Source organism: Streptomyces sp. 12E (genome assembly GCF_055633275.1).
Genome location: NZ_JBVNCJ010000001.1, coordinates 4,644,301 through 4,667,336, shown reverse-complemented (window position 1 = coordinate 4,667,336; position 23,036 = coordinate 4,644,301). Strand labels below are relative to the sequence as shown.

The following is a 23,036-nucleotide window of genomic DNA, read 5'->3' as shown; positions in this document are numbered from 1 at the left end:
GTGTCGGGTCACCCGCGGCTACTCCTCGCCCGTGCCCCCCGGCCGCTCCTCCGCGTCCGTGTCCGGCGTCGGAGGCTGAGGCGCCGGTCCCTCACCCGGCGCCGCCGGCAGCGGAGCGCCCGGTTCGGACATCGCCGTGGCGCCGCGCGGCCGGGGCGCCTGGATCGAGGCCGTCTCGTGGGAGTAGGCGCGCAGATAACCGACGACGGTGTTCGTGACCGCGACCAGCGGCACGGCCACCACCGCCCCGCCGATGCCGGCCACCATGCCGCCCGAGGCGACCGCCAGCACCACCGCCAGCGGATGGACCCGCACCGCGCGGCCCAGGATGAACGGCTGGAGGATGTGCCCCTCGATCTGCTGCACCGCCAGCACCACCACCAGCACCATGACGCCCGTGAACACGCCCTGGGTGACGAGCCCGACGACCACCGCCAGCGCTCCCGACACCACCGCACCCACCAGCGGGATGAACGAGAACAGGAAGATGAACACGGCGAGCGGCACCGCCATCGGCACATCGAGGAAGTAGATGCCGAGACCGATGAAGACCGCGTCGATCAGAGCCACTATCACCGTGCCGCGCACGTACGCCGTCAGCGTCCGCCACGCGGCCGGGCCCGCCCCCGCGACGCCCGGACGGGCCACCGCCGGAACGAGCCTCAGCGACCACTCCCAGATCCGCTTGCCGTCGTAGAGCAGGAACAGCGTCGAGAAGACCGCCAGCAGTATGCCGGTGAGCGCCTCGACCACGACGGTCACGCCCTCCAGGCCCGCCGAGGTGATCTGCTCGGTGTTGGCGCCGACCGCTTCCCGCAGGTTCTTGGCGATCTCGTTGATCTGCTTGTCGGTGACGTGGAAGGGACTGTTGAGGAGCCAGTTGCGCAGCTCGTCGATGCCGTCCTGGATCTGGTCGGAGAGGTGGTCGATGTTCTCCATGACCTGCCAGGTCACGAACCAGCCGATGAGACCGATCACGACGAACCCGAACAGCGCCGTCAGCGCGGTGGCCGGCCCGCGCGGCACGCCGAGCCGCCTCATCCGCGCCACCGTCGGCTGCAGCAGCGCGGTGATCAGCAGCGAGGCCACGAACGCCAGCACCACCAGCTGGACGGCGCTGATGACCCGCATGAGCACCCAGACCGTGCCGGCCAGCACCAGCAGCCGCCAGCCGGCCTCGGCCGCGACCCGTACTCCCCAGGGCACGGCCTGCGCCGGGTCGGGGCGGGCCGGGACGACGGTGGCCGTGTACGCGAGCGACGACTCGGGGACGGGGCCCGGGGTCTTCACCCGTTCGGGTTCGGGTTCCGGCGCGGCGGCGACATCCAGTCGGGGATCCCGCTCCACCTCGGCGCGGCGCTCCTCCAGCCGCCTGCTGACCTCGGTCAGTCGGGCTCCGACCCGGCCGAGCCACCCTGGCACTCGCGACATGATCCGTCCTCTTCCCCCGTCTCTCCCCACCACTCCCCCTGGAGCCGTCGGTCAGACCGTACATGGCGAAAGCCCCGCACCGTAGGACGGTGCGGGGCTGTGCCGTGGTTGAGCGGGGCGGGGCCGAGGAGTTCCCGGTACTCCTAGTACCAGTGGTTGGCCTGCCAGAAGTTCCAGGCGCCGCAGGGGCTGCCGTAGCGGTCGTTCATGTAGCCCAGGCCCCACTTGATCTGCGTGGCCGGGTTGGTCGCCCAGTCGGCTCCGGCGGAGGCCATCTTGGAGCCCGGGAGCGCCTGCACCAGGCCGTAGGCGTCGGAGGTGGGGTTGTCGGCCCGGTAGTTCCAGCTGGACTCGTGGTCCACGATGTTGCTGAAGCACTGGAACTGGTCCGCCGGGACGATCTGCCGGGCCATGGACTGCACTTCGGCGATCGTGTAGGACGACTGGACCGCGAAGCTGGACGCGTCACGGGTCGCGGAACGGCTGGCGGCGGCCTTGGCCTCCGCGCGATCCTTCTTGGCCTGCTGCTCCGCCTTCTGGGCCGCTTTCTTCTTCGCGACCGCCGTCTGGGCGGCGGCCTTGCGGGCGGCCTCCTCGGCGTCCTTCTTGGCGCTCGCGTCCGCGGCGATGGCCATCGTTTCGGCCTGCTGCGTCAGGGAGGCGGTCTGCACCTGGGCCTGCTGGCCCGCGGGGATGTCCGCGAGCAGCGTGGTGCCGCTTGCCGTCGCTTCGACGTCGTTGTCCTGCGCGGTGCTGCCCGAGGCAACACCGACGACGCTTCCGACAGCGGTGACCGCGGTGGCCGAGGCCACTGCGAATCCCCGGACCGAGATCCGGCTCACACGGTTTCCTTCCAGCATCGCCCGCTTCGGTGACCCTCGCGGACGCAATCGTGCCCCTGGCACTGGCCTCCCCAACTACGGGTCACGGGAGGCGCGGGCCCGGTGGGCAACTCCTGCGAGGGAGCGCCGCGTGGTGCTCGGGCGGCATACGACGACGCTATGGAGTTGAGACTGTGGTGCTATACCGCTGGGGGTACAGGTGTGTCGTATGCGGGGCCTGACAGGAGTGAGACTCTGCCGCAACCCGACGCCGCAAGGCAATTATCCGTTGCGTGTGAAAGCTCACATCCCGTTTGGTCCTGAGGGATTCCGGAAATCCGCACACGCGCCGACGCCGCCCGGCTAGGCTCTACGCCTTTCCGGACGGCGCCGACCACGGGGCGACCGCCCCTCACGGGAAGCCGCGGGTCAGATCTGTCCGTCTTCCAGCATCTCGGTCACCAGCGCGGCGATCTGGGACCTCTCGGACCGCGCCAGGGTGACGTGCGCGAACAGCGGATGCCCCTTCAGCTTCTCGACGACGGCGACCACGCCGTCGTACCGGCCGACCCTCAGATTGTCGCGCTGGGCGACGTCGTGGGTCAGGACGACCCGGGAATTGGCCCCGATACGGGACAGGACGGTCAGCAGGACGTTCCGCTCCAGCGACTGGGCCTCGTCCACGATCACGAACGCGTCGTGCAGCGAGCGGCCCCGGATGTGGGTGAGCGGCAGGACCTCCAGCATGCCGCGCGCGGTGACCTCCTCGATGACCTCCCTGCTGGTGACCGCCGACAGCGTGTCGAACACCGCCTGCGCCCAGGGGCTCATCTTCTCCGCCTCGGAACCCGGCAGATAGCCGAGCTCCTGGCCGCCCACCGCGTACAGCGGACGGAAGACCATCACCTTCTGGTGCTGACGGCGCTCCAGCACCGCCTCCAGGCCGGCGCACAGGGCCAGTGCCGACTTGCCGGTGCCGGCCCGGCCGCCCATGGACACGATCCCGACGTCCGGGTCGAGCAGCAGATCGAGCGCGATCCGCTGCTCCGCGCTGCGGCCCTTGATGCCGAACGCCTCCCGGTCGCCGCGCACCAGCCGCACGTTGCCGTCGGCGGTGACCCGCCCGAGCGCCTTGCCGCGCTCCGACTGGATGGTCAGCCCGGTGTGCACGGGCAGGTGCGCGGCCTCGGGCACGTACACGCGGCCCTCTTCGAAGAGGACGTCCACCTGCTCGCCGGGCAGGGCCAGTTCGGACATTCCGGTCCAGCCGGAGGAGTCCGTGATGGCGAGCTCCGCGCGGTACTCCTCGGCGAGGAGGCCCACGGAGGACGCCTTGATCCTGAGCGGGAGGTCCTTCGACACGACGGTGACGTCGAACCCCTCGGCCTGCAGGTTGCGGGCGACCGCGAGGATGCGGGAGTCGTTGTCCCCCAGACGGTAGCCGCTGGGCAGCACGCTGGGGTCCGAGTGGTTGAGCTCGACCCGCACGGTCCCGCCGAGGTCCCCGGTCGGAATGGGGGCGTCGAGGCGGCCGTACCGCACCCGGTAGTCGTCCAGCAGGCGCAGCGCCTGGCGGGCGAAATAGCCGAGTTCGGGATGGTTCCGCTTGGCCTCCAGTTCGGTCACCACGACGATGGGGAGCACGACCTCGTGCTCGTCGAAGCGGCTCAGGGCGCCTGGATCGGCCAGCAGGACACTGGTGTCGAGAACATAGGTGCGCCGGTCTGGCTTGTGGCGCTTTGCGCTGGTCACCACGGAAGGACGTACCCCCTCGGATGAGGTCGGGGAGCGACGAGGCGGAGCTGGACCGGTCGACGGCCCTCGTGCACAGCGGGCCGGAAACCGGCCCTCCGCCGCTTCTTCCGTGCCGTGACCGCACGGTCGGGCTGGTGCAAAGGGCCTCCCGGGCGGACGGCGCCTGTGCCGCCCGCTGAGATCCGACACCCGTGGTTCGGGTGTCGACCTGCCTGGGTTATGCCCTCGAACGGACGCCGCCATGCCACGGCATATGACGGCGCGCCGGTGAACTCCGTGTGACCTGCGGTGGATGCGCGGTGTGCTCAGCCGCCGTAGCGCCGGTGGCGGGCGGCGTAGTCGCGCATCGCGCGCAGGAAGTCGACCTTGCGGAAGGCCGGCCAGAACACGTCGCAGAAGTAGTACTCCGAATGCGCGGTCTGCCAGAGCATGAATCCGGACAGCCGCTGCTCACCGCTGGTGCGGATGACGAGGTCCGGATCGGGCTGGGCCCGGGTGTAGAGGTGACGCCCGATCATGTCGATGTCGACGGCCTCGGCGAGCTCGTCCATCGACGTGCCCTGCTCGTGGGCGTCCAGCAGCATGGAGCGCACCGCGTCGGCGATCTCCTGGCGACCGCCGTATCCGATGGCGACGTTGACCACTATGCCGTCGACGTCCGCGGTGGCCTGCTCGGCCTCCTTCAGGGTGGTCTGCATCCCGGAGGGCAGCAGGTCGCGCGTGCCGACGTGATGCACCCGCCAGCGTCCGTCGGCGGCGAGGGTGCGCACCACGTCCTCGATGATGCCGAGGAGCGGGACGAGCTCCTCCTTCGGCCGGTCGAAGTTGTCCGTCGACAGCAGCCAGAGGGTGACGACCTCGACGTCCGTCTCGCTGCACCAGCCGAGGAACTCACCGATCTTGTCCGCGCCGGCCCGGTGGCCGTGGACGGTGCTGGAGCCCGCGGCCTTCGCCCAGCGACGGTTGCCGTCCATGATGACGCCGATGTGCTTGGGCACCTGAGCGGTGTCCAGGTGACCTTCCACCCGGCGTGCGTACAGCCTGACCAGCAGGCCACGCAGCTTGTCGCGCAGGTTCACGTGATCGTCAGCCCCTCCGTACGGATCGGACAGGCGCGGCGCGCCCCGCCGCGTCGCGCGGCGGGCGGCCCGGTCTCAGCCGCGGGTGGCCCCTGTCCGTATGGCGGCCCCCGAAGGCGAAGCGTACCCCTGCCGGGGCGGAGGGCCCCAAAGGCCGGGGTGGCCGCACTCGCCGACCGCCCGGCGGCACGCGGCCCCTCACCCGTACGGCCGCCGCACATGTGCGGGGACCGCGTGCGGTGTGTCCGCCGCCCCCCGACCGTCGCCCCGTCGGGCGCTCGCCCGGGGCCAAGGAAAAACGGGCCGGTCCGTGGGGGGGAGACGGACCGGCCCGAGGGGGGGTTTCCACCATAACCCTTCGTAAGTGATGCTGCGTACATCGGCGCGCCACAACTACTCTCCGAAACCGCCCGGCGACGCCCAGACGGCCTCGGAAGGCGCCCTCCGGGGCTCCGAGGTGGCCGAAAAGCGGCGAAATCACGTGAAAGCCGAGCAGTGAGGGGGCCTTGCGCCGAAAGTGACACCATCCGCCACCAGGGTGACCGCACTTCCGGTCATCCCTCCGACGGGCGCCCCGGACACGGACACCGGATTGACCCGAGGAGGCCGGCTCGGGCACCGCGCAGCCCCCTCCACTGCGCGGTACCACCGCCCCGCGCAGCTTTGCTGACGCGAATCATCGTGGTCCGAACCTATGTGATCCTCCGCTCCGCGGGCCAGCCTCTCCCCATGAAGATGCGGAAACTCACAGACGCGCGGTGCGGCCGGCTCCGCCCTTGCGGGCGTGGAGGAGGTGCCGGGTGCTGTGGGCCACGAAGGCTCCCTCGGCCTCGATCCGCTCGTGCAGGGCGCGCAACCGCGGCAGATGCGCCTCGACGGTGAAACCGGGGACCATCCAGATCACCTTGCGCAGGAAGTGGACGACGGCGGCGATGTCGTGGAACTCGACGCGCAGCCGTTCGGCCCGCAGGTCGACGATCTCGAGCCCGGCGGCCTCGGCCGCGCGCCGCTCGCGGTCCGGGTGCCGCGCGTCGCGCCGCTCCTCCGGCTGCGCCCCGAGGAAGTACTCGACGAGCTCGTGCACGCTGCCGGGCCCGACGTGCTGGGCGAAGTAGACGCCACCGTCCTCGAGCACCCGCGCGATCTCCTCCCACGGGGCCTCGACGGGATGCCGGCTGACGACGAGGTCGAAGGCCCCGTCCGCGAAGGGCAGCGGCGCGTCCTCGGGCGAGGCCACGACGGCGACACCGCGCGGCCGGAGCAGCGCGGTGGCCTTGGCGACGTTGGGCGGCCAGCCCTCGGTGGCGACGGCGAGCCGGGGCCTGCGCGGGGCGTTGGCGAGGGCGAAGTCGAAGACCTCCCCTCCCCCGGTCTGGAGGTCGAGCACGGCGTCGGCCCGTCCCAGCCGCCCGGCCATCGCCGTGGCGTACCCCCACGAGGGCCGGGCCTCGTGGGCCCGCCCCTCGAACCAGGAGAAGTCCCACCCCTCCGTGGGCACGGAGGCGCCTTCCGCGATCAGGTCCTCGAAGGTACGGCGGCCCGCCCTGTCCGTCATGGCGCCGATCATGCCCGGCGGACCCCCGCGCCGTCCCCCGGTTTTACGGCACCAGCGGCCGCACCTCCTCCGCCACGAACCGCACGAACCCCTCCGGGTCCGGCTCGTCGCCGGTCGGCTGGAGAACGACCGAGTCGGCCCCGGCCTCGGCGAGCCGCCGTACGGCCTTGGCGACGGCCTCCGCGTCCCCGGCGACCCCGAGATCCGCTTCCCCGCCGACCCCCTCGGCGACCAGGTCGGCCCGCAGCCGCTCACCCGCGCCGGCCCCCGTGGCCGCGAGCAGGTAGACGACGACCTTGTGGGACGTGTCGGTACGCCCCGCCGCGGCCCGTCCCTCGTCGATGAGCCGGCGCGCCCGTCGCACCCCCTCGGGTGAGGTGCCGGCGGTGAGGATGGTCCCGTCGGCGGCCTCGCCGGTGAGCCGCACGGTCCGGGGCCCGGTGGCGCCGGCGAGCACCTCCACCGGCTCCCGTGGCGGCCAGTCGAGGGCGACGTCGTCGAGCCTGACGTACCGCCCCTCGGTGGTGACCCGCTCCCCTCCCAACAGGGCCCGCAGCGCGACGAGGTGCTCCCGCAGCAGGGTGAGCGGCGATTCGGCCCGCGCCCCGACCTGTCCCATCCAGTCCTGCACCCCGTGGCCGACGCCGAGGACCGCGCGCCCCGGGAACATCCGGTGCAGACTGGCGGCCTCCATGGCCGTCATGGCGACGTTCCGCAGCGGCACGGGCAGCAGCCCGACCCCGACCCGCACCCGCTCGGTCCACGCCAGCGCGGCGGCGGCGGTCGAGATCCCGCCCTCCCTGAAACAGTCCTCCCACAGCCAGAGCTCCTCGAGCCCGACGTCGTCGGCGAGCCGGGCGACGGAACGGAGCCGCTCGGGGGCGAGCTGAGGACGGAAGACTGCGCCGAGTGTGGTCATGGGGGTTCCCTACCCAGCCGGGAGGGGCCCTTGAAACCGACGCTCCCGGTGGGCCGTCGACGTGCGGGTCCGCTCGGCTCCCCGAGCGGGTGGCCGGTGACGAGGGCCGTGAGGACCGGGGAACCCCGAAGCCCGCTTCCTTCTGCGGCACGGACGCCACCGCCCGTGCCGCCGTCGTTGTCAGCCCCGCCCACTGGGGTCCTGGATCGCAGGTCGCCGCCGTCCGGCGGCGTTCACTGACGTCCCATCACGAGCGGAAGCCGTCATGGGTTTCGAGGCCGCCTACGCCGACTTCTCCGTCGATCCGACTCGGCTGGCCAACGCCGAGGCCGGGTTTTGCGGGGCCCGGTTCGCCGGGTCGCACGTGGCGTTGAGCGCGGGCGGGAGCGTGACGCCGGACTTCGAGGTGGAGGACCCGGAGGACGTCCCCCGGGCGACGCTCACCGTCACGGCCCCGGTCTCCAAGCTCGGCTCCGACCTCGGGTACGCGCCGATGGACGTGCTGGTCCAGGGTGAGGTGGTGGCCGAGGGCCTCACCGTGCCCGGCGGCGGCCTCCCGCAGGACAGCGTCTTCGCGGTGCCCACCCAGGCCCGGTCGAGATTGTCGGGCACCTGACGTAGTGACTGCTGCCATCCGGCATGTGCTCGCCGGTCGGCCGCACGGACCAGTCACGGCTTCGGACGGGAGAGTTCCTCCCCACGACCCGTCACGAGGCCGCTTCCGCCGGCCGGGGGAGCTCCGGCCCGTCCCCGGGGAACGGGCCCTGGAGCTCGCTCGCCCTCTGCGGGTCGGACCACGCCTCAGCCGTGGAACGCCAGGAGGTGAGACCGCGTGCGAACGGTTGCAGCAGTCCCGTGCCGGCGCCGGCGATCAGGTCCGCCGGCAGTTCGCGTACGCAGGTGTGCCGCTCGTGCTCGGGCAGCCAGTGCAACCAGGGCAGCCCTTCGGCCAGGGCCTCCTCGGCCAGCGGCCGGTGCCGGTCGGCCAGAACGGCCAGAACGGCCAGCGACCGTGCGGCCAGGCGCATGCCGCTGAGGGTCGCTTCGAACCGCTCTTCCCGCATCAGTGCGAGGTCGTCCTCGTCACGGCGTTCCGGTATGACGTCGGCGTGATCCAGTGAGGGCAGCACCTGGGTCGGGCCGCGAAGGAAGGCGCTGTGCGAGAAGCTGCGAACGGTCATGCCAACCATGACATCTGAACTACTTCAGACAAGCCGGGTCGACGAAGGTGTGGTGCGAGATTTCCGCCTTCCGGGCGCGCCGGAGATACGTTCGGTGCGGACGGTTCGTCGGAGGGGGCGGTCGGGGATGGGACGCTGGCGGGACGGGCGTGGGGAGCTGGTCGTGCGGGGGGAGGGCGGGGAGCGGCCTGCGGCGCGCGTTCCGCTGGAGATCGCCGCCTCCTACCGGGCCCGTACGAAAGGGCTGCTGGGGCGGGACTCCCTCGACGGGGCCCTGCTGCTCTCGCCCGCCAACAGCGTGCACACCTTCCGCATGCGCATGCCCATCGACGTCGCCTACCTCGACCGGCGGCTCCGGGTCGTCGCCGTCCGCACCATGCCGCCGGGGCGGCTCGGTCTGCCCCGGCTCCGGGCACGGCACGTGCTGGAAGCCGAGGCCGGGGCGATGGAGGGGTGGGGGCTGCGGGTCGGGGCCCGGGTCGAGGTGGACCTTTAGGGCGCCGTCGCCGACCACCTGCTCCGGTCGGCTCAGCCCGCCGTGCGCGGGAAGGTGATCTCGACCCTGCGGTTCTTCTTGCGGCCGGCCTCCGTGGAATTGTCGGCGATCGGGTACTGCTCGCCGTAACCGCGCACCTCGTAGGTGATGTTCGCGTCGCTCAACTGCCGGCCCAGGACGGCCTGGACGGCGTTGGCGCGCTGCCGGGACAGGACGTCGCCGTGGGCGGACGAGCCCAGGTTGTCGGTGAAGCCGAAGACGCGGACCTTCGTCGCGTTCTGCGTCTTGATCTCACCCGCGATCGTGACGATGCGGGCCTTCGCCTCCGCGCCGAGCTTGGCGCTGTCCTTGCCGAACAGCACCTCGGCCTGGAGCGCGAACGTCACGTCGGAGTTGGTGTCCTCACGGCGCTCGTCGCCGCTCTTGTCCTCCACGATCTGCTTGATGTCGAGGACCTTGGGCTCGGTGAGGGTGGCGCCCTCCGGGAGCTTGAGGTCGGGGTCGTTCGGGTCGACCTCGACGGGTGCGGACGCGGACGCCTCGGTTCCCGGCGGAACGCTGGGGCCGTCGTCCGCGTGGGCCACCACCGCGCCGTACAGGTGGGTGGCGACCATGACCGTGGCGGCCGACAGGGCCAGGGCAAGGCGGGGCGGCGCCAGGCGGGTCGGGGTGCGAGTCATGGCCGGCCTCACCCGGAGATCTTGATCGTGCCGCTGGCGAACGTCGGTACCTGAAGGTCGACCTCGACCGTGTCCGCAGGCGGTGCGGGGAACTGCATGAAGACAGGCAGGGTCTGACCTGCGTTGAGGGTGGCAAGACCTGTTGTGGTCAGTGGTCGGCCATCCGTGTCTCGCAGCACGTAATAGCGCTTCTTCCCCTTCGAGTCCACGAGGGTGGCGCCACCGAGCGACGGACCGTGTTTGATGACCTCGGTCTCGTCCCCGCTCATCTGAGGCGGAACGGCCACTGACTCCGCACCGTCGTTCTTGAGATTCCCGCTCACGGTGACGAAGCCGCCGGAATCCCGTGCAGCGGAGGTGATCTGAAGGAGCAGTCCGTCTGTGCCTCTTAGCTCGGCCAGAGGAGTCTCCGCCTCCTCCTCCTGGGCACTCGGATTGGAACCACTGTCCTTGGAGGCCGACGCCGAAGGACTCGGCTTGTCGTCATCTCCTCCACCGCCACAGCCCACGGCGCCCACGGCAAGACCGGCCGCAATGGTCAACGCGACCATCCCCCTGCGGGCCCGCGCAGTGATCCGAATGCTCATCTCTCCGCTTCCTTCATCACTCGTCGTTCGCTTGTCAGTCGGCCAGGTGGACGTCGAACAGGTCCTCGGGCTGCGGCAGGAGTTCGACGGGCTCCTTCGGGTCCAGCTCCCATTCCTCGCCGCCCTTGCAGCTGAGCAGCGGCAGTACGTCTTCCTCAGCTTCTTCAGCGTCCTCGGACGGGGGCGGGAAAGTGCAGCGGGGTTCGATCACAGCGGTGGCGGTCGCGTCGGAGCGACGGTTCTCCGTATCGGGGACGATCGAGTCTCCGACGGTCTTGTTGGTCTCCACCTCGACCCTGTAGCCGAGGAGGCCCGCCGGATCGCATCCGATCACACGGGCGTCGTTCCGCGCGGCAAGCTCGTGCGCGCGTCCGCAGGTGAGACCGATGCCGTCGACGTTCCCGCTGAAGATGGCCTGCCACTTCTCCGGATTGAGCAGGTCCTGAATCCACCGTTCCGCGAGCGCGTCCCGCGTGTCCTGTGCCGCCGCGAGCGCCGCCGCGTCGGCGGCGGTCTGCGCGCCGTTCCGGTTCACCGCGGCCTGGCCGACCGCGAAGTACGCGAACGCGAGAAAGAGCAGGCCCCCCACCACCGTGATGTAGATGGGGAAGGCCTGCCCTGCGTCGCCGTAGCGGCGGAATCGCGTCAAGGAGCGACCCTGGAGATCTGATCGTTGATCTTGCCGAGGATGGTCTGGCCGATGCTGGTGCCGGTGATCGCGAGCACGATCAGCACGACCACCGCGATGATGCCCAGGTACTCGACCGCGGTCTGCCCCTTGTCGGCGTTGCGGCGCTGCAGGGCCTCGACCGTCGTGTTCTTCCAGCCGTTGACCCGGACCTTGGTCGCGACGGCGGTCTTCGTCATCAGGTCGCTCATGGTGTTCCCCTCCGGCTGACGCGGTAGCGGCCTGTCTCGTGGGGCCGCTTTCGGCATCCGCACCGTACGGGTGGGAGCCCGGTCCGTCAGAGGGCCCCTGGGCCCAATTCCGGGCCCAGGGGCGGTCCCAGTTCCTCGTTCCCCTCGCCGTCACCGGAGGTCACCCCGTCCCTCGGCCCGAACCCGGTGCCGTGCCCAGCCACTTCGCCGCGGCCTCGGAACGGCTCGTGCTGTGGAGCTTCGCGAAGATGCGGTTGATGTGGTTCTTGACCGTCTTCTCGCTGATGAAGCACGTGGCGGCGATCTGCTGGTTGGTCATGCCGGACGCGATGAGGTCCATGATCTCCGCCTCCCTCGCGCTGAGTCGGTACCTCGACCTGTCGGGAGCGGCCGGACGGCCGCCTGTCCACCCAGACGACGATCGTGCCACATCCGGTTGCAGTTGCGAAAGGTTTTCCGCAGAAGTAGGTGAGGGTGGGATGTGGGAGAGGTCGACTCCGCTTGTTGCTGTGTCAGTTGTCCGTGCACTTCCCAGTCCCTCCGGTAGCGTCCCGGGTGGTCGCGGGTCCTGGCGGAGTTGCGAGAGCAACGCTCCTGCCGCTGTGGGGGTGAAGTGGGGCCTGCCCTCTCCGATGTCGCGGATCGCCGACACCAACTGGTCCGCCGTGAACTCGCCGTGGACCAGGTAGCCGCCCGCTCCCCTGCGCAGGGCCTCCTGGACGATCTCCGACTCCCCGCTGTACGTCAGCATCACCACGGAAGCGATCCGCACCAGGTACGGGAGTGCCGAGATGCCGTCCACGCCGGGCATGCGGACGTCCAGGAGGACCACGTCGGGACGGTGCGCGCGGGCCGCATCGCAGGCCTCCCGGCCGTCGGCCGCCTCCGCCACCACCGTGATGCCCCCGCGGCCGGTGAGGAGGGCGGTCAGGCCGGCGCGGACCACCGGGTTGTCGTCGGCCACGACGACCCGGAGGGGAGCCGGCGGCGGGACGTTCGCGAAGGGATTGGGCGGTGTCGTCACGGGGTGGCCTCCGTGGGGGTCGTCACGGCCGCCAGCGGGAGTTCCAGGCGGACTTCGGTGCCTCGGGTGTGCGTGCCCCGGCCTATGCGGATGCGGGCGCCGACCGAGGCCGCCCGCTCGACCATGCCGACCAGCCCGAAGTGACCGGTGCGGCGCAGTTGTCCGAGGTCGGTGCCGGGCGGGAGGCCGGTGCCGTCGTCGTACACGCTGATGCGGAGCAGGTCGCCGTGGACCCCGGCGTGGACGTCGACCCTGGTCGGCCGTGCGTGGCGGTGGGCGTTCTCCATGGCCTCCGAGGCGATGGTGAGGAGTTGGCGGGCCACGGCGGGCGGGACGGGCGGGACCGCGTGCTCGCCGGTGGGACGGTAGGCCGCGGGCACGCCGGTGCGGGCGGAGAAGTCGCGGGTGCGGGCGGCCAGTTCCGCCAGGACGTCCGTGCCCTGGCCCGGGTCCGACTCGCTGCGCAGGTCGGCCAGGAGTTCGCGGGACTCGGCGGCGGCTCTGCGGGCCGAGCGGGCCACCAGTTCCGCCTGTTGTCTCACCAGGGCCGGGTCCATGTGCGGGGCGCCCGCCGTGCCGGCCAGGCCGTCCGCCGCCAGGGCCACCCCGTGGAGGGTCTTCGCCACCGAGTCGTGCATCTCGCGGGCCAGGCGGGCCCGTTCGGCGCTGACCGCCTCCGTGACGGCCAGGCGGGCCTGGACCTCGGTCAGGGCCTGGGTCGCCGTGCCCAGCCGGAGCATCAGGTTGCGGAGGCTGGAGCCGACCGCGCCCGCGATCACGCAGAGGCCGGGGAGGAGGAGTGATTCCGCCGGGTCCGTGTGCGGGTTGTCCAGGGCCGCGTGGACCAGGAGGAGGATCAGGCCCTGGAGGGAGGCGAAGACGGCCGCGCCGCGCCAGCCGTAGATCAGGCCCGCGAGGAGGGGCGTGCAGACGCTGACGTAGGCGAGGGTGGTGTCGGGGCCCGCGGAGATGAGGAGCAGGGCTCCGAAGAGGGTGTCCGCCGCGAGGAGGCTGGGGTGGCGGAGGAGGAGGGGGCCGAAGCGTTCCCAGTCCCTGAAGAGGACGTAGGAGGCCATGAAGGTGGCCACGACGGCGAGGGCGACGAGGCGGGTGCTCCAGCCGGGGGCGGCGTTGAGGAGGGCGGAGGGGGTCGCCAGGGCGATCATCGCCAGCCTGAAGCCGAACGCCTGCCGGCACAGGGCTTGCAGGGCGTTCACCTGGATCTGCACATCTGGTGCGGGTCGTGGGGGGTGCGTCCGGCCTTCGGCCGGACGGAGGTTCCCGCCCGCACCGGCCGTGCGGGTTTCGTCGCCGGGCGCGGGTGACGCCTGTGGGGGTCCGGCGCCGTCGGCGGCGTTCCCGCCCGGGTCCCCCTCATCGGGCTCCGCCGGTTCCCAGCCCGGGGGCAGTCCCGGGGTCGCCGAGGTCGCCGGGACGTCCGGGGCGCCCGTCCTCGCGTGGGGCGGGAGGACCGTGCCCGTCGGCGGGGTGGTGATCTCCGAGGGTCTGGGCGCGCGGCGGAACAGCCCCGTGCGCTCCCCGGCCGTCGTCATCGCACCCCGCCCCCTGTCCTACTCGCCCGTGACCGCGCCGAAGTCGATGCCGGAGCCGAGGATCAGGCCGGCGCCGAGGAGGATCATCGTGGCCGGGACCATGAACGTGGTGATCATCATGGTGGCCTTCGGGACCGCGCGGGCCGCCTTGCGGCGGGCGTTCTGCGCGTCCGTACGGCGCATGTCCTTGGCCAGGGACACCAGCGTGTCCACGATCGGCGCGCCCAGCTCCTCACCCTGCTGCAACGCCGTGACGAACATCGCCACCTGCTCCGAGTCGTTGCGGCGGCGCAGCTCCGCGAACGCCTGCCTGCGGCTCATGCCCAGGTCCATCTGGCGGAGCGTGATGCGCAGCTCGTCCGCCCACGGACCCTCGTACTTCGACGACACCCGGTCAAGGGCCTGCCGGAAGCCCAGGCCCGCGCTCACCACCACCGCCAGCACGTCCAGGAAGTCCGGCAGCGTCCGCTCGATGACGTCCCTGCGGACACGGATCGCCGACCAGATGCCGACCTCCGTCCAGAACGCGCCGAAGGCGAGGAGCAGCAGGGCCATGAAGGGCTGGCCGCGCATCAGGAAGACCAGGCAGCCCACGGCGCCCAGGAAGCCGTACACCGCGCGGCGGGCGGCGTAGCGGTCGAGGGTGAGGCCGCCGGGGTTGCCCGCCAGGTCGATCTTGCGGCGGTACTTGACGACCTGCCCGGGGCCCATGAGGCGCAGCACGGCGGGGGCGTAGCGCATGCCCAGGCGGTCGACGAGGGAGTCGACCGCGCCCGTGCGGGTGGAGCCGACCTCCAGGGCGAGGGCCAGGTCGCTGGGGAGTTTCACCTCCGCCCGGTACATGCGGACGCCGGCGAAGACGCCGTAGACGGCGAGGCCCGTCAGGAGGGCGAGCAGAAGTGCCATGTCGGTCGGTCCTCCTCGCCGTTCAGACGTCGATGCGGGACAGGCGGCGGATGAGGACGAAGCCGACGGCGTACAGACCGAACGCGACGATCACCGCGGCCTGTCCGGCCGGGGAGCCGGTCATGCGCTCCAGGGCGCCGTCCTTCACCCCGTTCATCAGGAACAACGAGCCGACGCCGAGGACGGGCACGGCGTACGACGTCATGCTGACCTGGGAGAGCTGGGTACGGACCTCCCGCCGGGTCTCCTTCCGCTCCTCCAGCGTCTCCGTCAGGTTCCGCAGGGCGCTCACCACCTGGCCGCCCGCCCGGTTGGACAGCACGAGGGTGGTGACCAGGACGACGAGCTCGCGGGACGGGAGGCGGTCGGCGAGTTCGCCGAGGGCGTCGTCCATCGACGCGCCCACCGCCAGCTGGTTGGCCACCTTGGCCAGTTCCTCGCCCGCCGGGGCCTCCAGCTCCTCCGCCGCCATGCCGACGGCCGTGCGGAGGGCGAGGCCGGCCTGGGTGGCGTTGGCGAGGATGCGGGCCAGCTCGGGGAGCTGGTTGATGAACTTCTCGATGCGCTTCTGCCGCTGCCAGTTGAGGAACTGCAGCGCCACCCCGATGCCGAGCAGACCGGCGATCGGGCCGAAGAAGGGGGCGAGGGCGGCCTGGCCGACGAGCCACAGGCCGGCGGCCGTGGCCAGCATGCAGACGAAGAACTCGCCGGGGGTGACGTCCAGGCCGGTGGCCGCCAGGCGCAGTTCGAGCTTCTTGCCGAGCGCGGTGCGGCGCAGGCGGCGGTCCAGGGCGGGGAAGCGGCGCCGGCGGCCGGCGACGGGGATCTGGCCGGTGGCCGACAGCCGGTCCACCAGCGCCTGCCGCTGTGCCCTGCCGGTGGCGTACGCGTGCACGCCGACGACCGCGAGGACGCAGGCCAGCAGCGTGACGCCGGTGGTCAGCGTGATCAGGTTCTGCAGATCCATGGGGACGGTTCCTACCTGGCTTCTCGGGTGGCGAGCTGGTCGTAGGACTGGGCGATGCCGAACGCCTGGGGGACGGGCTGGCTCGCCATGTGGAGGCGGTCGGCGGTGCGGCGCGGGAGGGGGTAGTGCTCGTAGGCGCCGTGGACGCGGCCGTCGGCGGTCATGGGCCGGGCGTGGAAGCGGACGACCGTGGCCAGCCGGTACGGCTCCGAGCCGTGGCTCTCCAGCAGGGCGACCTCGGTGATGCGGCGGGCGCCGTCGGCGAAGCGGGTGAGCTGGACGATGACGTCGACGGCGCTGTTGATCTGGTCGTGCAGGGCGACGAAGGGGATCTCCACGTCGGACATGGAGGCGAGGGTCTGGAGCCGCATCAGGGCGTCCTCGGCGCTGTTGGCGTGGACGGTCGCGAGGGAGCCGTCGTGGCCCGTCGACATGGCCTGGAGCATGTCCAGGGACTCGCCGCCGCGGACCTCGCCGACGACGATGCGGTCGGGGCGCATGCGGAGGGAGTTGCGGACGAGGTCGCGGATGGTCACCCGGCCCTTGCCCTCGACGTTCGGCGGGCGGGCCTCCAGGCGGATGACGTGCGGCTGCTGGAGCTGGAGTTCGGCGGAGTCCTCGATGGTGATGATGCGTTCACGCTCGGGGATCAGGCCGGAGAGGGCGTTGAGGAGGGTCGTCTTGCCGGTGCCCGTCGCACCCGACACGATGACGTTGAAGCGCGCCTGCACCAGGCCGGCCAGCAGGTACAGCGTGTGCTCGTCGAGGGAGCCCAGGCCGATCAGCTCCTGGAGGGTGAAGGAGCGGGGGAAGCGGCGGATGGTGAGGGTGGCGCCGGTCAGGGAGAGCGGCGGGATGATGACGTTGACGCGCTCCCCGGAGGGGAGGCGGGCGTCGACCATGGGGTTCGACTCGTCCACGCGGCGGTTGACCGTGGAGACGATGCGTTCGATCGTCTGCATGAGCTGGTCGTCGGAGGCGAAGCGGAGCGGGAGCTGCTCGACCCGGCCGCCGCGCTCCACGAAGATCGCGTCGGGGCCGTTCACCATGATCTCGGTGATCGACGCGTCCTCCAGCAGGGGTTCCAGGATGCCGAGGCCCAGCGCCTCGTCGACGACCCGGCGGATCAGCTGGGAGCGTTCGACGGTCGACAGGACCGGGCCCTCGCGGCTGATGATGTGGCCGAGGACGCGTTCCAGCCGGGCCCGGCGCTCGGCCGCGGCCAGCGAACTCATCTCCGCGAGGTCGATCTCCTCCAGGAGCTTGGCCCGGTAGGAGGCGACCAGGTGGCCGTCCTCGCCCCGGCCGGACGTCTCCTCGGGGGAGTTGATGCGTGCCCGCAGGCTCATGGGTCGCTCGCTCCTCAGTGGTCGACCGGCATCGTGGCGGTCTTGCGGACGGGGTCGAAGTTCCAGCCGGGGACGATCGACGGGATGCGGATCGTGGCGGTGACGGCGACCTCGTCGCCGCCCTCCGCCACCGCGCAGGCGGTGCGTCCGGCCAGCCAGTCGCTGACCGCCGCCGTGCAGGCCGGTCCGGCGGCCCGGTCGAGCGAGGCGCTGCGCGCCCCCGCGCGGGCCGCCGTACCGGCCTGCTGGGCGGTGTAGGCGACCAGGCCGAGCTGTACGGCGGCCATGGCGACGACGAGCAGGACCGGGAGGAAGCCGAGGTACTCGAGGGCGACCTGGCCGCGGTCGCGGGGGCGGCGTGCGTACGGCGTGTACGGCATGTCAGTCCGTCTCCTCCTCGACCGCGCCCGCGTGCCCCTCCACGTCGAGGGGGAGGGAGACGACGCCGGGGAAGAGGAGGGGGACGTCCAGCTTCACGTCGGCGGTGACGAAGTCGCCCGAGGTCGTGCAGTTCACGGTCGCTCCCCCCGCCCACGCTCCCGACAGCTTGTCCAGCCCGGCCGCCCGGCAGGCGCCCTGGCGTGCGCCCGGTTCCGCCGCCGTGGCCGCCCGTACGGCCTCGTCCGCAGCATTCCCCGCGAGCGTGAACGCGTACCCCACCAGGACGAGCTGCCACAGCACCACCAGCGTCACGAGGATCGTGGGGGTCATGCCGAGGAACTCGATGGTGACCTGGCCCCGGTCGTCCGGTCGCCGTGACGCCGCCGTCCTCATCGCCTCATCCCCCCGAGTCCCTGCGCCGCCGGAAGCTCACCGACCCGCGGTCGCCGCGCGGCCGGCCCGCCTTCCGGTCGCCCTGCGCCGCCTTGACCAGACCGAGTTCGCCGGCCAGGTTCCACAGGGCCTGCTTGACGGTGCTCCTGCTCTCCAGTTCGTGGACGCGGCCGGCGTCCACGACGGCCTGGAGTTCCTTGAAGTGGGCGGGGACCACGGTGGCCGCGACGGCGGTGCCGGTGATCTTCCGGATGAGCGGGGGCTGGATCTCCGTGGACCGGGTGTGCCGGTTGACGACCACGGTGGTCTCCTCGGCCTTGCGGATCTGCAGCCGGTCCCACATCCGCACCGCCCGCTTGGCGCCCCGTACGGCGATGACGTCGGGGGTGGTGACCAGCAGGGCGGTGTCGGCCATCTCCACGGCCGCCGCGCCGGCGCCGCCGAGCTGGGCGCCGCAGTCGATGACGACGACCTCGTAGCGGGAGCGCAGGGCGCTGACGATCTGGCGGGCGGCGCGGTCGGTGACGTCCTCGCCGCGTTCGCCCTCGCCGGGGGCGAGCAGCAGGGCGAGGCCGGTGTCGTGGCGGAAGACCGCGTCGGCGAGGACGCGCGGGGAGATGTCGTTGATGGCGGCGAGGTCGACGACGGAACGGCGGAACTGGACGTCCAGATAGGCGGCGACGTCTCCGGTCTGGAGGTCCATGTCGACCAGGGCGGTGGCGCGGCCGGAGGCCTGGGCGGCGAGGGCGAGCTGGACGGCGGTCAGGGTCGCGCCGACGCCGCCCTTGGCGCCGCTGACGGTGACGACGGTGCCGCCGACGCCGGTGAACACGTCGCCGCCGGAGCCGAGGTGGCGTCGTACGCCGGCGGACCACTGGGCGACGGCCTGGACGCGGCTGGCGAGTTCCTCGTAGCTGAGCGGGAGGGCGACCAGGCCGCGGGCGCCGTGGTCCATGGCGGCCTGGAAGAGGCCGGGGCTCGCGTCGGAGGTGACGAGGACGACGCCGACGGCCGGGAAGCGCAGGGCGACTTCGCGGATCAGCTCCAGGGCGGGGACGGGGCCGATCCGCTCGTGCACGACCACGACCTCGGGCAGTTCGTCGACGGACTCGGCGGCCAGCCGGGCGAGGGTGTCGACGAGCTGGGTGGAGTCGGTCACCGGGGCGACCGGTTCGGCGTCCGGGAGCTGGCTGAGCAGTGTGGTGAGGGACCGGACCGCGTCCGCGTCGCCGACTGCCGGGAGGATCCTCGTGGGCATGCGGGCCTCTCACTTGTCCTTCGCGAGTTCGTACGTCCGCTGCGAGTCCGGGACGGTGCTGTCGGTCCCGGGGGCGACCAGCGCGAGGCGGACCCGCTGGGCGAACGACTCGGCGTAGGTGATGCGCTGGGCGTCGACGGCGGACAGCGCGAAGGTGATCGGGACGGCGTCGGTGGGCTCCCGGCCGCGGTCGTTCTCGTCGGGCCGGAGGGCGGTGAGCTTTCCGACGTCGAGGACCTTGGCGTTGGTCACGATGATCCTGGACTGGTCGGGGTCGCCCTCGCGCTCGCCCTCGAAGGTGGCGTAGACGTTGACCGAGGAGCCCGGTGTGATCTTGCCGGCCACTCCGGTCGCCGCGTCGATCATGATGGCGACCTCCTGCTGTCCCGGCCGCAGGGCGGGCTGGTCCACGATCATGTCGCTCTGCAGCAGGGAACCCTCCCGCAGGTCGGTCACGGCGATCTTGCCCCGGATCTCGTCCAGGTCGGTGACGGCGTTCTTCGACAGCCACCGCTCGGGCATCTCGATCCTCTCGAACTGGCTCGTTTCGAGGGGGGTGTAGGGCGCCACGCCCGTCTTCAGCCGGTACGCGGTGACCTCGGGGCCGACCTTGGACTCCACGTCGCTGATGACGGAGAGCACGCCGGCGAACGCGCCCAGGGCGCACAGGACCGACAGGAGCAGGAGTATCACGCCGCGGCGCTGACGGGAGTTCATGAACCGTGCAACCTCATCGGGGATATCGGTCGAGCGGGATCGGGCGGGATCGTGCGGTGGGCGGACGGGGCCGGGCAGGGGCGAGCGGGGTCAGGTGCCCCGGGTGAGGGCCGGCGTGCCCTCGGGGGCGGGCGGTACGGCGGAACAGAACACGCACCGGTCGCCGATGACGTCGATGCCGCACCAGTGGCAGCTGCCGCGCCGTACGGAGGTGACCAGCTGGTACAGGACGGACAGGTCGGGCAGGTAGGTGCAGAACTCGATGACCCTGCCGGTCCCCCACCAGCCGGGGGACTCGGCGGGCAGCGGTGTCTCGCGCAGGCCCTGGACCTTCCAGGACGGGGCCAGGGTGGCGGTGACCCAGTCGGACTGGAGCTGCCCCCTGGCGACGAGCATCCAGGTGCCGAACTCGGGGCCGTCGAGGGAGGCGTCGGGGCCGAGGCGGACGAGGCGCGGCTGCGGGTGGGCGAGCACGGCGAACTGGCTGCCGGGAATCCAGGACTTGGCGTGCTGCTTCAGGTCGACGGGGACGCGGTCGAGGCGGGCGACGGAGCCGAGCAGGGCCCCGGAGTGGATGTAGTGGATCAGCAGCCGGCCGGCGGAGGCGAGGACGCCGGGGCTGAGGTCGCAGGAGGCGAGCTGCCGTAACTGGCGGGCCAGGACGGCCAGTCCGAGCGGTGGCAGCTCGGGGCTGAAGAGGGCTATCCGGTCGCTCTCCAGCAGTGAGCGCAGGGTGTGCAGGCGTCGCCGGACGGCGGTGGGGGCGGCCCGGGAGCAGACCACGATGACGTGCCCGTGGTGCTCGATGAGCAGTTGCAGCTCGGACAGGACCTGCTCGAGCGGGCGGGTGTCGACGTCCCGCAGCACCACGGCGGGCAGGGTGCGTTCGTCCTGGGCCGGCAGCGCCATGTCGGCGCCGGTCACGGCGATGGCAGTTGGCACGCGCGGCTCCCCGTTCTCCCCAGGCCCTCGGCCCATCGGGCGTCACTCCGATGCACCCTGGTGACTTCACTGCGTGACTACGCCAGCACTGTATCCGCGGGCCCGTGAGCGGAGAACAGCGTTTGAGCAGCCGAACGACAACTGCTGATGCACAAGGTGCGCCAAAACGGGACAGGGTGAGCATCTCGCCGGTCCCGAGCGGGCCTCGGGGGCGTGAATCCCGTGCACCGCCTTGACGCCGGGCGGCGCCCCGGGGCCGGCTCACCGGTCGATTCAGGTCTGGACCTATTGACAACGCAATTGGTCTGGACCACCTTGTGCTGCACACGATGGCCACCGTCGCTCACCCCTCTCCCCCACCCTTCTCCCCCACCGGAGGCCCCCATGAACCGCGCACCAGGAACGCCCGTTCGACACAGACGCCGCTGGACCGGAGCCCTCGTCTCCGCCCTCGCCCTCGCCCTCCCCCTCGCCGGTGCGGGCCAGGCGTCCGCGGCGGACGTCAACAACGCCAGGAACGCCGGCTTCGAGGCGGGCCTGGGCGACTGGACCTGTTCGGCGAACAGCGGCACGACCGTCTCCTCCCCGGTACACGGCGGCACGGCCGCGCTCAGGGCCACGCCCGCCGGGCAGGACAACGCCCGCTGCACCCAGAGCGTCGCGGTGAAGCCGAACTCCACGTACCGGCTGAGCGGCTGGGTGCGGGGCGGGTACGCCTACCTGGGCGTGACCGGCACCGGTACGACGGACGTCTCCACCTGGACCCCGGACTCCGGCAGCTGGAAGCAGCTGTCGACGAGCTTCACCACCGGCTCCTCCACCACCTCGGTGACGGTCTACACCCACGGCTGGTACGGCCAGGCCGCCTACTACGCGGACGACCTGTCGGTGTTCGGCCCCGACGGGGGCGGCGGCGGTGGCCCGGAACCGACGGTCCCGGGCACGCCCGGCGGTCTGTCCGTCTCCGGGACGACCTCCTCGTCGGTGTCCCTGGCCTGGAACGCGGTGTCGGGGGCCACGGGCTACACCCTCTACCGCGACGGCACGAGGGTGACGGCCGTGTCGGGCACGTCGGCGACCGTGACCGGGCTCGCGGCCTCGACGTCGTACTCCTTCCAGGTCGCGGCGGCCAACGCGGCGGGCGAGTCGCCGAAGTCGGCGGCGGTCACGGCGCGGACGAAGGAGAGCGGCGGGGGCGGGGGCGGTGACCTGCCCCGGCACGCGGTGACCGGGTACTGGCAGAACTTCGACAACGGTGCGGCGGTGCAGCGCCTCTCGGACGTGCAGAGCGCCTACGACATCATCGCGGTCGCCTTCGCCGACGCCACCGGCACACCGGGCGCGGTCGCCTTCAACCTGGACTCGGCGGGCCTGGGCGGCTACACCGTCGACCAGTTCAAGGCGGACGTCCGGGCCAAGCAGGCGGCCGGGAAGAAGGTCATCATCTCGGTCGGCGGCGAGAAGGGCACCGTCGCGGTGAACGACTCCGCCTCGGCGACGAACTTCGCGGACTCCGTGTACGCCCTGATGCGGGAGTACGGCTTCGACGGCGTCGACATCGACCTGGAGAACGGCCTCGACCCGACCTACATGACGCAGGCGCTGCGGTCTCTGTCGGCCAAGGCCGGCCCGTCGATGATCCTGACGATGGCGCCGCAGACCATCGACATGCAGTCGACGTCCGGCTCGTACTTCCGCACCGCGCTGAACGTGAAGGACATCCTCACGGTCGTCAACATGCAGTACTACAACAGCGGTTCCATGCTGGGCTGTGACGGCAAGGTCTACAGCCAGGGCTCGGTGGACTTCCTGACCGCGCTCGCCTGCATCCAGCTGGAGGGCGGCCTCGACCCGTCCCAGGTGGGCCTGGGCCTGCCCGCCTCGACGCGGGGCGCGGGCAGCGGCTACGTCTCCCCGTCGGTCGTGAACGACGCCCTGGACTGCCTCACCAAGGGCACCCGCTGCGGCTCCTTCAAGCCGTCGAGGACCTACCCGTCCCTGCGGGGCGCGATGACCTGGTCCACCAACTGGGACGCCACGGCCGGCAACGCCTGGTCCGACGCGGTGGGCCCGCACGTCCACGCGCTGCCGTAGCCGGCGCGACGCCCGTCGTCCGCCCCCGCCCACGACGACGTGGACGGGGGCGGTCCCGTTCCGCTGTGA

24 protein-coding genes are annotated in these 23,036 nt (G+C 71.8%); 3 read left to right on the top strand and 21 right to left on the bottom strand.

Going from position 1 to position 23,036, the window contains the following annotated elements:
- Positions 1-18: 18 nt before the first annotated feature.
- The 6 genes from ACZ8ZB_RS21780 to ACZ8ZB_RS21755 all read right to left on the bottom strand — a co-directional run bounded on the left by ACZ8ZB_RS21780 (position 19) and on the right by ACZ8ZB_RS21755 (position 7,560).
- Positions 19-1,431 carry an AI-2E family transporter gene (locus ACZ8ZB_RS21780; protein WP_470739334.1) on the bottom strand — a complete coding sequence of 471 codons (1,413 nt, stop codon included), beginning with the start codon at positions 1,429-1,431 and terminating at the stop codon, positions 19-21.
- Positions 1,432-1,574: 143 nt separating this feature from the next.
- Entirely contained in the window at positions 1,575-2,273 is a 699-nt protein-coding gene (locus tag ACZ8ZB_RS21775) for an aggregation-promoting factor C-terminal-like domain-containing protein (protein WP_470739333.1), read from the bottom strand.
- 408 nt (positions 2,274-2,681) lie between these two features.
- Positions 2,682-4,007: a PhoH family protein gene (locus tag ACZ8ZB_RS21770; RefSeq protein ID WP_470739332.1), complete on the bottom strand. Its 1,326-nt coding sequence runs from the start codon at positions 4,005-4,007 to the stop codon at positions 2,682-2,684.
- Between the two features lie 305 nt (positions 4,008-4,312).
- Positions 4,313-5,086 carry an isoprenyl transferase gene (locus tag ACZ8ZB_RS21765; protein WP_073932231.1) on the bottom strand — a complete coding sequence of 258 codons (774 nt, stop codon included), beginning with the start codon at positions 5,084-5,086 and terminating at the stop codon, positions 4,313-4,315.
- A 745-nt stretch (positions 5,087-5,831) separates the two neighbouring features.
- Positions 5,832-6,641 (bottom strand): methyltransferase domain-containing protein, encoded by an 810-nt coding sequence (locus ACZ8ZB_RS21760; protein ID WP_470739331.1) that lies wholly within the window; start codon positions 6,639-6,641, stop codon positions 5,832-5,834.
- A gap of 43 nt (positions 6,642-6,684) precedes the next feature.
- A complete protein-coding gene (locus ACZ8ZB_RS21755; protein ID WP_470739330.1) occupies positions 6,685-7,560 on the bottom strand; it encodes an LLM class flavin-dependent oxidoreductase in 876 nt (291 codons plus the stop codon).
- A gap of 265 nt (positions 7,561-7,825) precedes the next feature.
- Here ACZ8ZB_RS21755 and ACZ8ZB_RS21750 point away from each other — a divergent pair, with 265 nt between their 5' ends.
- The gene (locus tag ACZ8ZB_RS21750) at positions 7,826-8,176 is read left to right on the top strand and encodes a hypothetical protein (RefSeq protein WP_470739329.1); all 351 of its coding nucleotides are present in this window, start codon (positions 7,826-7,828) and stop codon (positions 8,174-8,176) included.
- Positions 8,177-8,267: 91 nt separating this feature from the next.
- Here the strand turns inward: ACZ8ZB_RS21750 and ACZ8ZB_RS21745 are convergent, their stop codons facing one another.
- The gene (locus ACZ8ZB_RS21745) at positions 8,268-8,741 is read right to left on the bottom strand and encodes a hypothetical protein (RefSeq protein WP_470739328.1); all 474 of its coding nucleotides are present in this window, start codon (positions 8,739-8,741) and stop codon (positions 8,268-8,270) included.
- A 127-nt stretch (positions 8,742-8,868) separates the two neighbouring features.
- Here ACZ8ZB_RS21745 and ACZ8ZB_RS21740 point away from each other — a divergent pair, with 127 nt between their 5' ends.
- A complete protein-coding gene (locus ACZ8ZB_RS21740) occupies positions 8,869-9,237 on the top strand; it encodes a DUF192 domain-containing protein (protein WP_470739327.1) in 369 nt (122 codons plus the stop codon).
- A gap of 32 nt (positions 9,238-9,269) precedes the next feature.
- On the opposite strand, the gene ACZ8ZB_RS21735 is transcribed toward ACZ8ZB_RS21740, so the two are convergent.
- From ACZ8ZB_RS21735 to ACZ8ZB_RS21670, 14 genes are all read right to left on the bottom strand, one after another.
- Entirely contained in the window at positions 9,270-9,917 is a 648-nt protein-coding gene (locus tag ACZ8ZB_RS21735; protein ID WP_470739326.1) for an OmpA family protein, read from the bottom strand.
- Between the two features lie 8 nt (positions 9,918-9,925).
- Positions 9,926-10,504, bottom strand: coding sequence for a hypothetical protein (locus tag ACZ8ZB_RS21730; RefSeq protein WP_470739325.1), 579 nt, complete (start codon positions 10,502-10,504; stop codon positions 9,926-9,928).
- A gap of 34 nt (positions 10,505-10,538) precedes the next feature.
- On the bottom strand, positions 10,539-11,153 hold the full coding sequence (locus ACZ8ZB_RS21725; protein ID WP_470739324.1) for a pilus assembly protein TadG-related protein: 615 nt from the start codon (positions 11,151-11,153) through the stop codon (positions 10,539-10,541).
- Positions 11,150-11,383: a hypothetical protein gene (locus ACZ8ZB_RS21720; protein ID WP_470739323.1), complete on the bottom strand. Its 234-nt coding sequence runs from the start codon at positions 11,381-11,383 to the stop codon at positions 11,150-11,152. Before ACZ8ZB_RS21720 ends, ACZ8ZB_RS21725 begins: the two co-directional genes overlap by 4 nt.
- 160 nt (positions 11,384-11,543) lie before the next feature.
- The gene (locus ACZ8ZB_RS21715; RefSeq protein WP_470739322.1) at positions 11,544-12,407 is read right to left on the bottom strand and encodes a response regulator; all 864 of its coding nucleotides are present in this window, start codon (positions 12,405-12,407) and stop codon (positions 11,544-11,546) included.
- A complete protein-coding gene (locus ACZ8ZB_RS21710; RefSeq protein ID WP_470741554.1) occupies positions 12,404-13,573 on the bottom strand; it encodes a sensor histidine kinase in 1,170 nt (389 codons plus the stop codon). The genes ACZ8ZB_RS21715 and ACZ8ZB_RS21710 overlap by 4 nt, the downstream gene beginning before the upstream one ends.
- Positions 13,574-13,978: 405 nt before the next feature.
- The gene (locus ACZ8ZB_RS21705; protein ID WP_470739321.1) at positions 13,979-14,866 is read right to left on the bottom strand and encodes a DUF5936 domain-containing protein; all 888 of its coding nucleotides are present in this window, start codon (positions 14,864-14,866) and stop codon (positions 13,979-13,981) included.
- A 22-nt stretch (positions 14,867-14,888) separates the two neighbouring features.
- Positions 14,889-15,833: a type II secretion system F family protein gene (locus ACZ8ZB_RS21700; RefSeq protein WP_470739320.1), complete on the bottom strand. Its 945-nt coding sequence runs from the start codon at positions 15,831-15,833 to the stop codon at positions 14,889-14,891.
- A gap of 11 nt (positions 15,834-15,844) precedes the next feature.
- Positions 15,845-17,182 carry a CpaF family protein gene (locus ACZ8ZB_RS21695; protein WP_470739319.1) on the bottom strand — a complete coding sequence of 446 codons (1,338 nt, stop codon included), beginning with the start codon at positions 17,180-17,182 and terminating at the stop codon, positions 15,845-15,847.
- Between the two features lie 14 nt (positions 17,183-17,196).
- Positions 17,197-17,562 carry a TadE/TadG family type IV pilus assembly protein gene (locus ACZ8ZB_RS21690; protein WP_470739318.1) on the bottom strand — a complete coding sequence of 122 codons (366 nt, stop codon included), beginning with the start codon at positions 17,560-17,562 and terminating at the stop codon, positions 17,197-17,199.
- Position 17,563: 1 nt separating this feature from the next.
- The gene (locus ACZ8ZB_RS21685; RefSeq protein ID WP_470739317.1) at positions 17,564-17,956 is read right to left on the bottom strand and encodes a pilus assembly protein; all 393 of its coding nucleotides are present in this window, start codon (positions 17,954-17,956) and stop codon (positions 17,564-17,566) included.
- 4 nt (positions 17,957-17,960) lie between these two features.
- Entirely contained in the window at positions 17,961-19,214 is a 1,254-nt protein-coding gene (locus tag ACZ8ZB_RS21680) for an AAA family ATPase (RefSeq protein ID WP_470739316.1), read from the bottom strand.
- Between the two features lie 9 nt (positions 19,215-19,223).
- Positions 19,224-19,931, bottom strand: a complete 708-nt coding sequence (cpaB, locus tag ACZ8ZB_RS21675; protein ID WP_470739315.1) for a Flp pilus assembly protein CpaB — start codon at positions 19,929-19,931, stop codon at positions 19,224-19,226.
- 90 nt (positions 19,932-20,021) lie between these two features.
- On the bottom strand, positions 20,022-20,909 hold the full coding sequence (locus ACZ8ZB_RS21670; RefSeq protein ID WP_470739314.1) for a hypothetical protein: 888 nt from the start codon (positions 20,907-20,909) through the stop codon (positions 20,022-20,024).
- A gap of 348 nt (positions 20,910-21,257) precedes the next feature.
- Between ACZ8ZB_RS21670 and ACZ8ZB_RS21665 the strand changes: the two genes are divergently transcribed.
- Positions 21,258-22,967 carry a chitinase gene (locus ACZ8ZB_RS21665; RefSeq protein ID WP_470739313.1) on the top strand — a complete coding sequence of 570 codons (1,710 nt, stop codon included), beginning with the start codon at positions 21,258-21,260 and terminating at the stop codon, positions 22,965-22,967.
- The last annotated feature ends 69 nt before the right edge of the window (positions 22,968-23,036 follow it).

Coding starts and splice junctions, on each gene's coding strand:
- ACZ8ZB_RS21720 (WP_470739323.1), bottom strand. CDS start 11,383: ATGAGCGACCTGATGACGAAGACCGCCGTCGCGACCAAGGTCCGGGTC.
- cpaB (WP_470739315.1), bottom strand. CDS start 19,931: ATGAACTCCCGTCAGCGCCGCGGCGTGATACTCCTGCTCCTGTCGGTC.
- ACZ8ZB_RS21685 (WP_470739317.1), bottom strand. CDS start 17,956: ATGAGGACGGCGGCGTCACGGCGACCGGACGACCGGGGCCAGGTCACC.
- ACZ8ZB_RS21735 (WP_470739326.1), bottom strand. CDS start 9,917: ATGACTCGCACCCCGACCCGCCTGGCGCCGCCCCGCCTTGCCCTGGCC.
- ACZ8ZB_RS21740 (WP_470739327.1), top strand. CDS start 8,869: ATGGGACGCTGGCGGGACGGGCGTGGGGAGCTGGTCGTGCGGGGGGAG.
- ACZ8ZB_RS21700 (WP_470739320.1), bottom strand. CDS start 15,833: ATGGATCTGCAGAACCTGATCACGCTGACCACCGGCGTCACGCTGCTG.
- ACZ8ZB_RS21760 (WP_470739331.1), bottom strand. CDS start 6,641: ATGACGGACAGGGCGGGCCGCCGTACCTTCGAGGACCTGATCGCGGAA.
- ACZ8ZB_RS21730 (WP_470739325.1), bottom strand. CDS start 10,504: ATGAGCATTCGGATCACTGCGCGGGCCCGCAGGGGGATGGTCGCGTTG.
- ACZ8ZB_RS21755 (WP_470739330.1), bottom strand. CDS start 7,560: ATGACCACACTCGGCGCAGTCTTCCGTCCTCAGCTCGCCCCCGAGCGG.
- ACZ8ZB_RS21665 (WP_470739313.1), top strand. CDS start 21,258: ATGAACCGCGCACCAGGAACGCCCGTTCGACACAGACGCCGCTGGACC.
- ACZ8ZB_RS21705 (WP_470739321.1), bottom strand. CDS start 14,866: ATGGCACTTCTGCTCGCCCTCCTGACGGGCCTCGCCGTCTACGGCGTC.
- ACZ8ZB_RS21710 (WP_470741554.1), bottom strand. CDS start 13,573: ATGATCGCCCTGGCGACCCCCTCCGCCCTCCTCAACGCCGCCCCCGGC.
- ACZ8ZB_RS21690 (WP_470739318.1), bottom strand. CDS start 17,562: ATGCCGTACACGCCGTACGCACGCCGCCCCCGCGACCGCGGCCAGGTC.
- ACZ8ZB_RS21680 (WP_470739316.1), bottom strand. CDS start 19,214: ATGCCCACGAGGATCCTCCCGGCAGTCGGCGACGCGGACGCGGTCCGG.
- ACZ8ZB_RS21780 (WP_470739334.1), bottom strand. CDS start 1,431: ATGTCGCGAGTGCCAGGGTGGCTCGGCCGGGTCGGAGCCCGACTGACC.
- ACZ8ZB_RS21670 (WP_470739314.1), bottom strand. CDS start 20,909: ATGGGCCGAGGGCCTGGGGAGAACGGGGAGCCGCGCGTGCCAACTGCC.
- ACZ8ZB_RS21695 (WP_470739319.1), bottom strand. CDS start 17,182: ATGAGCCTGCGGGCACGCATCAACTCCCCCGAGGAGACGTCCGGCCGG.
- ACZ8ZB_RS21750 (WP_470739329.1), top strand. CDS start 7,826: ATGGGTTTCGAGGCCGCCTACGCCGACTTCTCCGTCGATCCGACTCGG.
- ACZ8ZB_RS21745 (WP_470739328.1), bottom strand. CDS start 8,741: ATGACCGTTCGCAGCTTCTCGCACAGCGCCTTCCTTCGCGGCCCGACC.